The organism is Arthrobacter sp. SO3, from assembly GCF_020532825.1.
In the GTDB taxonomy this organism is placed as follows: domain Bacteria; phylum Actinomycetota; class Actinomycetes; order Actinomycetales; family Micrococcaceae; genus Arthrobacter.
Genome location: NZ_MQTS01000037.1, coordinates 1 through 9197, shown reverse-complemented (window position 1 = coordinate 9197; position 9197 = coordinate 1). Strand labels below are relative to the sequence as shown.

The window sequence follows — 9197 nt, the reverse complement described above, 5'->3', positions numbered from 1 at the left end:
AGGAATCTAACACTCGTGCTCCAGGGCAACAATCCACGGTTCCCGTGGAAGTCCTCCGCGCCACGCTAACCAGCAGGCTCTGCTGCAGCACCAAGGTTGAACCGGCGTCAACCGTGACAGACACCTCCATGATCCGCTCCCACACCCGCCCCATGCCAGAAGCTATACGGGAGGTACACCCAACTTTCTCCCACCACGGCGCGACAGCGCCGCTGAACCGCTAGTCGGAAACGTCAGTAAGGAAAACCCATGACAGCCGCCCCGCCGGGTCCGGAAAAGGGCTCGGAACCCCCGGTTCCCCCGGCACCCGCACGTCCCACGTGGACCTTTCTGACGAACCACGGGCACGTGCTGCTGTCGGTGGCCGCAGACCCTCAAGTCCGCATCGCCGACATCGCCGCGAGGGTCGGCATCACACCGCGCTCAACCTTCCAGATCCTCAAGGATCTCGAAGAGGGAGGATACCTTCACCGCATCCGGGCCGGACGACGAACCCGTTATGCCATCCAACCCCACCAGCACTTCCGTCACCCAGCAACCGCATCTTGGGAGATCGACGGCCTGATCGGCCTCTTCTCGAACGTCGCGCCTTCAGCCGAAGCGGTGCCACCAAAGGAGGTCCCCGACCTCGGGACGGGACGGATGTGACCCCGCGTTGCCCTGTCAGTTTTGGTTCCCATCCGCCGGTTTTGGCAACCAGGAGGGATAGGGCAACTGGGGTGGGTTAGTGGCCGGACGAGGCGAGTTCGGCCAGCATCTCCGTCTTGCGTTCCTCGCTCGCGAAGGAGGAGCGGATCGAGTTCGCCGCCATCCGCACGCAATCGAACTCGGACAGCCCGATCACCGATTTCAGCTGCGCAAAGTTGTCGTCCACGTACCCGCCGAAATACGCCGGATCATCGGAGTTCACGCTGACGTTCAACCCGGCCGCGAGCATGGCCGGGAGCGGGTGCTCCGCCAGCGTGTCCACCGCGCGGAGCCGGACGTTGGACAGCGGGCACACGGTCAGCGGTGTGAGTGCGTGCACCAGCCGTTCCACCAATTCGGGATCCTCCATGCAGCGGATGCCGTGATCGATCCGTTCCACGGCCAGGAGGTCCAGCGCGTCAATGATGTACGACGGCGGGCCCTCCTCGCCCGCGTGCGCGATCCGGTGCAGCCCGGCGTCCTTCGCCCGGGAGAAGAGCCGCTGGAACTTCGCCGGCGGGTGGCCCACCTCGGCCGAGTCGAGGCCGATGCCCGCGATCTGTGCGTTCATGGCGAGCAGCTGCTCCAGCACCTCAAGCGCGGAGTCCTCGGACAGGTCCCGCAGGAACGCGGCGATGAGCAGGGTGGAGATCCCGAACTCCTGCTCCGATACGGCCAGCACCGACGCCACGCCGTTCACGCAGGTCTCCAGGGCCACCCCCCGGGACAGGTGCGCCTGCGGGTCCAGCATGATCTCGGCATGCCGGACGCCGGCGAGCGCAGCCCGGGACAGGTACGCCCGGGTCATGTCCGCAAAGTCCTGCTCCGTCCGCAGCACGGCCATGTTGGCGTAGTAGAGGTCCAGGAACGACTGCAGGTCGGTGAACTCGTAGCGGGAGCGCAACTCGTCCAGGTCCGCGTACGGCAACTGGATGCCGTTGCGTTCGGCCAGGGCGAAGATCAGCTCGGGCTCGAGGGTTCCCTCGATGTGCAGATGGAGTTCAGCGACCGGCAGCGGACCATGAACTTCCTCGGGAACCTCGGCGAAGGCGGGAATCTCAGGGGTGGACGTTTCTGCGTTGTCCGGTGCAGCGTCCCCGGTGGCAGCGACGCCGTCGTTAGTTTCCATTCGGTAAGGATATGCCCGCGGGCAGCAGACACCGATAGAGTCGATTGGATGCACAGTACTCAGCATGCTTCCAATCTTTCCGTCCCCCTCCCAGGGCTGGACGCCGACCATCCCACGGACGGCTTCGTCCGGGTGCGCGGTGCCCAGGAAAACAACCTCCGGAACGTGGACGTCGACGTGCCCCGCGACGCGATCGTCGCCTTCACCGGCGTTTCCGGTTCCGGCAAGTCCTCGCTGGCCTTCGGGACCATCTACGCGGAGGCCCAGCGCCGCTACTTCGAGTCCGTGGCGCCCTACGCCCGGCGGCTGATCCAGCAGGGCCACAACCCGAAGGTGGAGATGATCACCGGGCTGCCGCCCGCCGTCGCGCTGCAGCAGCGCCGCGGGACGCCCAGTTCCCGGTCGACCGTCGGCACGGTCACCACACTGTCCAATTCGCTGCGGATGCTTTTCTCCCGCGCCGGCAGCTACCCCGACGGCGCGAGCCCGCTCGATTCGGACGCATTCTCGCCCAACACCGCCGCCGGCGCCTGCCCGGAGTGCCATGGCCTCGGCATCGCGCACACCGTCACCGAGTCCTCGCTGGTCCCGGACACCTCGCTGAGCGTCCGCGACGGCGCGATCGCCGCATGGCCCGGCGCCTGGCAGGGCAAGAACCTGCGCGACATCCTCACCCAGCTGGGCCACGACGTGGATACCCCCTGGCGGAAGCTGCCCAAGAAGGACCGCGACTGGATCCTCTTCACCGAGGAACAGCCCGTGGTGGAGGTGACGCCCCAGCGCGACCGGGTCGCAAAACCGTACAAGGGCCGTTTCTGGAGCGCCAAGAGCTACGTGCTGCACACCCTCGCCGACTCCAAGAGCAACACCATGCGCGACCGGGTGCTGCGCTACATGGAAACCGGGCCGTGCCCGGTCTGCGCCGGCAGCGGCCTGACCCCGGCCGCCCTCGCCGTGACGTTCGCCGGCCGCACCATCGCGGAACTCAACGCCGTCCCCATGACGGAACTGGCCGGGATCATCCGCCCCACCACCGAGCTGAAGACCGCCGGCACCGCGTCGCGCAAACAGAGCTCCGGCGAGAGCAACGAGGTGGCCGTCGCCATCACCCGGGACCTGCTGCAACGGGTCACCGTGCTGCTGGATCTCGGCCTGGGCTACCTCGCGCTGGGCCGGTCCACCCCCACGCTCTCCCCCGGCGAGATGCAGCGGCTGCGGATCGCCACCCAGCTCCGCTCCGGCCTCTTCGGCGTGATCTACGTGCTGGACGAGCCCTCCGCCGGCCTGCACCCGGCCGACGCCGAACCCCTCCTCGAGGTCCTGGACCAGCTCAAGTCCTCCGGCAACTCCGTCTTCGTTGTGGAGCACAACATGGACATCGTCCGCCACGCGGACTGGCTGGTCGACGTCGGCCCGCGCGCCGGCGAAGGCGGCGGCGAGGTGCTCTACAGCGGCCCCGTCGCCGGGCTCGCCGAGGTGGAAGAGTCCGTCACCCGGCCGTTCCTGTTCCCGGACGGGTCAGGTTCAGCGGCGGTCGCCGGACATGCGGACGACGCCGGTTCCTCCGCGGGCGGCGCCCGCCGGGAGGCTGCCCGTCGGGAGGCCGCCGGCGGACAAGCGGCCCGGCGGGAAGCTGCCGGCTGGCTGGAGCTGCGCGATATCAGCCGCCACAATCTGCGCGAACTCGACGCCGACTTCCCGCTCGGCGTGCTGACCGCGGTCACCGGCGTCTCCGGCTCCGGCAAGTCGACCCTTGTCAGCCAGGTTCTCGCCGAGGTCGTGGGGGCCCGACTGCATCCCGAAGCCGACGCCGCGGCGAAAGCCACCGAGGACCTGGAGTCCGCGGCCGACGAGTCCGCCGGTCCGCTCAGTGTTGGCCCGGTCACCGGGCTGGACCAGCTGGACCGGCTCGTGAAGGTGGACCAGAAACCGATCGGCCGCACCCCGCGCTCCAACCTCGCCACCTACACCGGACTGTTCGACGCCGTCCGCAAGGAATTCGCGGCGACGGAGGAGGCCCGTGCCCGCGGCTTCGGCGCGGGCCGGTTCTCCTTCAACGTCGCCGGCGGACGCTGCGAGACCTGCCAGGGCGAGGGCTTCGTCGCCGTCGAACTGCTGTTCCTGCCCGGGAGCTACGGACCCTGCCCGGAATGCCACGGTTCGCGCTACAACCCGGAAACCCTCGAGGTCACCTACCGCGGCAAGAACGTTGCCCAGGTCCTCGGCATGACGGTCAACGCCGCCGCCGAGTTCCTGGACGCGGTCCCCGCCGCCGCGCGCAGCCTGCAGACCCTCCGCGAGGTGGGCCTGGGCTACCTGCGGCTGGGCCAGCCAGCCACCGAGCTCTCCGGCGGCGAAGCCCAGCGCATCAAGCTCGCCACGGAACTGCAGCGCGCCCAGCGCGGGCACACGCTCTACCTGCTGGACGAGCCCACCACCGGCCTGCACCCGGCCGACGTCCAACTCCTGATGGCGCAACTGCACCGGCTGGTCGACGCCGGCAATACCGTGATCGTGGTGGAGCACGAGATGGACGTGGTGGCGGCCGCCGATTGGGTGATCGATCTGGGTCCTGCCGGCGGTGACGCCGGCGGCAAGATCATCGCGGTGGGGACGCCCGCCGTCGTCGCCCGGTCCAAAAAGAGCCGGACGGCGCCGTATCTGGCCACGGTCCTCGGCGGCTGAGCCGCCGTGGCCTGCGGGACAATCCGACTGACAATGCCGCAGATAAAACGATTTTACTGATAATAACGTCTTGATCACGGCCGGGGCGTGGCCTAGCATAGAGTCCGTGCCCTGACAAGGGTACGAATGCCCGGTGCTGCCACCACCACATACTGCCCGACCGGTAGACACCGCAACGACCTCTATTGTCAGGGGCGGGCAGTAGTGCGACAACGTCCGGGGACGGACCGAGCACCGGTGGCCCTCAGGAGCATCAGTCCCATGAAGAAATCCACTTACAGCACTGTCGCGCGCCGCGGAGTCACTTTTGCGGCCGTCTCGATCGCCGGCGTCGCATTGTCCGCCTCGGCTGCCAACGCAGCTGTCCCGGCCGCCACAGCCGGTTCCGTCTGGGATTCCCTCGCCCAGTGCGAAAGCAGCGGCAACTGGGGCATCAATTCAGGAAACGGTTTTGCGGGCGGGCTGCAGTTCACCCCGAGCACCTGGGCCGCCTATGGCGGAACAGGCTCTGCCGCCAGCGCCAGCCGCGAGCAGCAGATTGCCGTGGCCGAGAGGGTGCAGGCCAGCCAGGGCTGGGGAGCGTGGCCGTCCTGCGCCGCGAGTCTGGGCCTGACCGGCGGTGCAATAGCTCCGCAGAGCACGCCGGTGCAAGCCGCTGCGGTTCCGGCCCCGGCAGCCAAGGCGCCGGTCCGGTACGCCGCCCCCAAGGCAGCCGCACCCAAGGCCGTGGCCCCCAAAGCAGTCGCGCCCAAGGCTGCCGCCCCGGCACGCCACGTGGCGGCCGTCCCCCTGAGCGGCCAGAGCTACACCATCCAGAGCGGCGACACCTTGAGCAAGGTCGCTGAGAAGCTCAACATCGCCGGCGGCTGGCAAATGCTGGCCGACGCCAACGCCGGGACCATCAGCAACCCTGACCTGGTTTTCCCGGGCCAGGTGCTGCAGCTCCCGGCCTGACCTGCGCCGGGCCTCCCTCGGCAGCATTGGCTAAACCACGACGCCGGAGCGTTCCCTTGCGGGGACCCTCCGGCGTCGTGCTGTGTCATGCCGTCTGTGTGCTCGGTTTCGTGCCGTCTTACGGGAGCTGTGACCGCCCGGACTTACGTGCCCCGCGGAATCTCGCGGACAATCCGCACTTTCCAGGCGGTGTCGTCACTGGTGTCCAGCAGGGCCACGGTGCCCATGGCGAGGTGCAGGGCGACCCGTTTGGCCGCGAGCAGCTCAAGGTAGAGGTTCTCGTTCATCCGGGCCGGGGCGTCGATGACGTACTTCACGGCGTCGCGGACCTTGCGGTAATTGGCGCTCTTTTCGCGGTGGAGGTGAAGTTCAAGCAGCCCCCGCTGGCGGATCTTGGGTTCATGGCGGTTCAGCCAGGACACGGCGGCGTGTACTGCTACCACGAGGGTCAGGGAGACGGCGTAGATCTCCCAGCCGCTGGAGAGCAGAAACAAGGGAAGATTGGCGATCGCGATGACGGCGATGAAGAGCCGGAGCGCCAGGATGCGCCGCATGGTCAGCGCCACGTTGGCAAGCGCCGTCCGGAACCCGTGCTGTTCCTTGCGGGCAGCCGCCGGATCGATGGTGAACTCCTCCAGGACAAGAATCCCGTTCGCTTCGGGGCTCAGCATTTGCCCGTATTTGGGGAGGTTTGCGGGCGCAAGGTCCGCCCGGGCTGTGATTACTGAATTCGTCGACATGAGGCGTGTCTTCCGGGCGGCAGGGGCGGTTTGTGCTAGTTTACTCGCCGAAGCTGAGGGTTGTCTGTCCCGTTCCGAAATGTGAACACGCTCACCCGCGGCCGCCCGCAATTGGCGCATTGGCTTCGTGGCCTCAAACTGGAGAGATGCAGACTTTTCTCCCCTTCCCCGATTTCCAGCAGAGCGCCGCGGTTCTTGACCGCCAGCGGCTCGGCAAGCAGCGCGTTGAAGCGCTGCAGACCCTCCGCGCGCTGGTGATCCCGGAGTACGGCTGGCAGTCGCACCCGGCCATCCGGATGTGGATGGGGTACGTTCCGGCGCTGACCCTTTACGGCCTGACCGTAGTCGACGAATGGACGGCCCGGGGCGGCGAGGACACCACCCGCGAGAAGATCATGGAATTCGCGCCCCAGGCCGCGCACCCCGACTATGCCGCGAAGATCCCGATGCCGCCGTGGCTGGGAGCCCCTGAACTTCACCTGAGCCACCGCTCCCGGCTGATCGCCAAGGACCCGCGGTTCTACACGGACCTGTTCCCGGACACGGAGCTTGACCTGGAGTATGTCTGGCCCGAGCCCAAGCTTGAGCTGGTGCCGGAGGATCCTTCCGGCGACCGAATGTGGGTCCTCCGCCTGCCGCTCGACGAGACCGATCCGGAAAAACTGGACAAGGTCAGCCTGCCCCTCGTGGGCAAGGCGAAAGCCGCCGCGGCCAGCGACGACGACTACCAGTTTGTGTACGCGGACTCCGGCGCCCGCCGGCCGGCGAAGGTGCGCAAACTCCCGCCGAAGCAGCTCGTCAAGAAGCCCACCCGCAAACGCCAGCAGCAGGAGGAAGCGTTCAACACTCTTCCCGGCAACTCGATCGTTGCGGTCCCGTTCGACGACGGCGCGTCCTTCGCCGTAGGCAAGGTCCTGGGGCGTCCGATCACTGTCGATGGCCGCCTCGCGCGCAACTTCCAGGTCGACGAGATCCTGGACCGCTCATCCTTCGATTACCCGGCGCTGCTGCAGGATCCGCGGGTCTTCTTCCCGATCCCGGCGCGGTAGCCCGGATTCGGCGGCCCAGGCCGTCGAAAACTGGCAGACTGGCCACCATGACTGTACTTATGGCCGGTTGCGGCGATCTGGGCACCGAGAGCGGACTGCGGTTCGCCGCCGCGGGACACCGGGTGGTGGGCTGGCGGCGCTCTCCGGAGAAGCTTCCGGCCGCCATCGAAGGTGCCGCGGCTGACCTGAGCTCCGGTGAACTTCCGCCCCTCCCGGCGGACACCACCGCCGTCGTCGTCGCGATCGCGGCCGACTCCCCCACAGAGGCTGCCTACCGGGCGGCCTACGTGGACGGACTCTCCAATGTTTTGGACGCCGTCCTCGGTTCTGGCGCGCCCGTCCGGCGGGTGCTGTTTGTCTCCTCGACCGCCGTCTACGGCGACGCCGGCGGGGACTGGATTGATGAACGCACGACGCCGGAGCCCGGCGGGTTCTCAGGCCGCATCATCCGCGAGGCGGAAGAGCTTCTCTCCCGCCGGCTGAGCGGCACCGGTATCACGCCGGTGGTGCTGCGGCTCGGCGGCATTTACGGCCCCGGGCGGACCCGGCTCATTGACCAGGTCCGCGGTGGATCCGCGATGATTCCGGCAACGTCACGGTTCACGAACCGGATCCACCGGGACGATGCCGCCGCTGCGATTGTCCACCTCTGCACGATGAATGCCGTCCCGGCGCCGGTGTATCTGGGCGTGGACAACGAGCCTGCCGAGATGGGCGAGGTGCTGCGCTTCCTGGCCGCCGAGCTGGGACTTCCCCTGCCGCCGTCGGAAGCGGCTGAAGACGGCACGCAGGCAGGCAGCGTCGCACCAGCCGGCGGCACGCAGAGCGGCGGCGGCCCGAAGACCGGCGAGCCATCCCGCGGCGGCAACAAACGCTGCAGCAACGCACTGCTGCGCAGCACCGGATTCGAGTTCACCTACCCGAGCTTCCGGGAAGGCTACCGGGCCATCCTCGCTGGAGCGGGCGTACGGCACCCCTGAGGTTGCTGTTCCAGAGAACAACCTGCAAGTTTCCAGTGAGGGGAACAATGGATTTTCAGCACATTATTGAAGCGGTCGGCAGCTACATGGACATCGCCGGCGTGGCCGTTATGGTGATCGGCGCCGTCGTGTCCGTCCCGATGGCAATCCGCGGCTACCAGCCACAGCGTCTCCCGGAAGGGGCCGAACCGCTGTCCGTGTACCGCTCGTACCGGCAATTGCTGGGCCGCTCCATCCTGCTCGGGCTGGAGCTCCTGGTCGCGGCAGACATCATCCGGACCGTCGCCGTCACCCCGACCTTCGAAAGTGTCGGCGTGCTCGCCATCATTGTGCTGATCCGGACCTTCCTGAGCTTCTCGCTCGAACTCGAAATTACCGGCCGCTGGCCCTGGCAGAAGCAACCAGCAAGCTCCGCGGCCGTCTCACCTGCGGGCTGAATCGCTTCCGGGTGTCGCAGACTCCGGTTAGGCTCGGGGCATGACTGACTCCGCGGCGGATGCCGACTGATGGGTTTTGATCCCTGGCCAAGTGCCCCTGAACTTCCGGCGCCGATCATCATGGATCAGCGGTGGACGGATGCCGTCTTCCTGCACTGGCGTATCCCGGAGACCGTCGCAGCACCGTTCATGCCTCCGGGCGTGGTGCCGGACACCTTCGACGGATCCGCCTGGGTGGGGCTGATCGGATTCCGTATGCAGGGCGCAGGCCTGGGCCGCGGACCCGGCATCCCCTATTTCGGGAGCTTCAACGAGATCAACGTGCGCCTCTACTCCCGGGAGCCGGACGGCACGCGGGGCGTGGTTTTCCTCAGCCTGGATGCGACGCGTTTGGCTGTGGTGCTTGCCGCGCGGGCGGCCGGGATTCCGTATGTGTGGTCGCGGGCCGGTTTCCGCGGTGTGGGGGCCTTGGACTCTTCGGCTGGCGCCGTTCTGGCGGGGCCGGCAGGGCCGGCAGGTCTTGCGCTCCCCCGGGC

General features: G+C 67.7%; 9 protein-coding genes. 7 read left to right on the top strand and 2 right to left on the bottom strand.

The annotated features are described in order from the left end of the window. The first annotated feature begins 249 nt into the window (after nucleotides 1–249). Nucleotides 250–648, top strand: coding sequence for a helix-turn-helix transcriptional regulator (locus BJQ90_RS04275; RefSeq protein WP_226759069.1), 399 nt, complete (start codon nucleotides 250–252; stop codon nucleotides 646–648). 76 nt (nucleotides 649–724) lie between these two features. Here BJQ90_RS04275 and BJQ90_RS04270 read toward each other — a convergent pair whose 3' ends face one another. Then, complete coding sequence (locus tag BJQ90_RS04270) at nucleotides 725–1816, bottom strand: adenosine deaminase (protein ID WP_226759068.1); 1092 nt, start codon at nucleotides 1814–1816, stop codon at nucleotides 725–727. A 48-nt stretch (nucleotides 1817–1864) separates the two neighbouring features. On the opposite strand from BJQ90_RS04270, the gene BJQ90_RS04265 reads away from it, so the two are divergent. Next, nucleotides 1865–4501: an excinuclease ABC subunit UvrA gene (locus BJQ90_RS04265; protein WP_226759067.1), complete on the top strand. Its 2637-nt coding sequence runs from the start codon at nucleotides 1865–1867 to the stop codon at nucleotides 4499–4501. Between the two features lie 261 nt (nucleotides 4502–4762). Next, entirely contained in the window at nucleotides 4763–5455 is a 693-nt protein-coding gene (locus BJQ90_RS04260) for a transglycosylase family protein (RefSeq protein ID WP_226759066.1), read from the top strand. A 143-nt stretch (nucleotides 5456–5598) separates the two neighbouring features. Here the strand turns inward: BJQ90_RS04260 and BJQ90_RS04255 are convergent, their stop codons facing one another. Beyond that, complete coding sequence (locus BJQ90_RS04255) at nucleotides 5599–6126, bottom strand: hypothetical protein (protein WP_226759070.1); 528 nt, start codon at nucleotides 6124–6126, stop codon at nucleotides 5599–5601. A gap of 215 nt (nucleotides 6127–6341) precedes the next feature. Between BJQ90_RS04255 and BJQ90_RS04250 the strand changes: the two genes are divergently transcribed. The 4 genes from BJQ90_RS04250 to BJQ90_RS04235 form a co-directional block, all read left to right on the top strand. Next, nucleotides 6342–7244, top strand: a complete 903-nt coding sequence (locus BJQ90_RS04250) for an MSMEG_6728 family protein (RefSeq protein ID WP_226759065.1) — start codon at nucleotides 6342–6344, stop codon at nucleotides 7242–7244. A 47-nt stretch (nucleotides 7245–7291) separates the two neighbouring features. Then, nucleotides 7292–8224, top strand: coding sequence for an SDR family oxidoreductase (locus BJQ90_RS04245; RefSeq protein ID WP_226759064.1), 933 nt, complete (start codon nucleotides 7292–7294; stop codon nucleotides 8222–8224). A gap of 47 nt (nucleotides 8225–8271) precedes the next feature. Next, on the top strand, nucleotides 8272–8661 hold the full coding sequence (locus BJQ90_RS04240) for a DUF1622 domain-containing protein (RefSeq protein ID WP_226759063.1): 390 nt from the start codon (nucleotides 8272–8274) through the stop codon (nucleotides 8659–8661). A 69-nt stretch (nucleotides 8662–8730) separates the two neighbouring features. Further along, on the top strand, nucleotides 8731–9197 hold a 467-nt coding region (locus BJQ90_RS04235), incomplete at its 3' end, for a DUF2071 domain-containing protein (protein WP_226759062.1).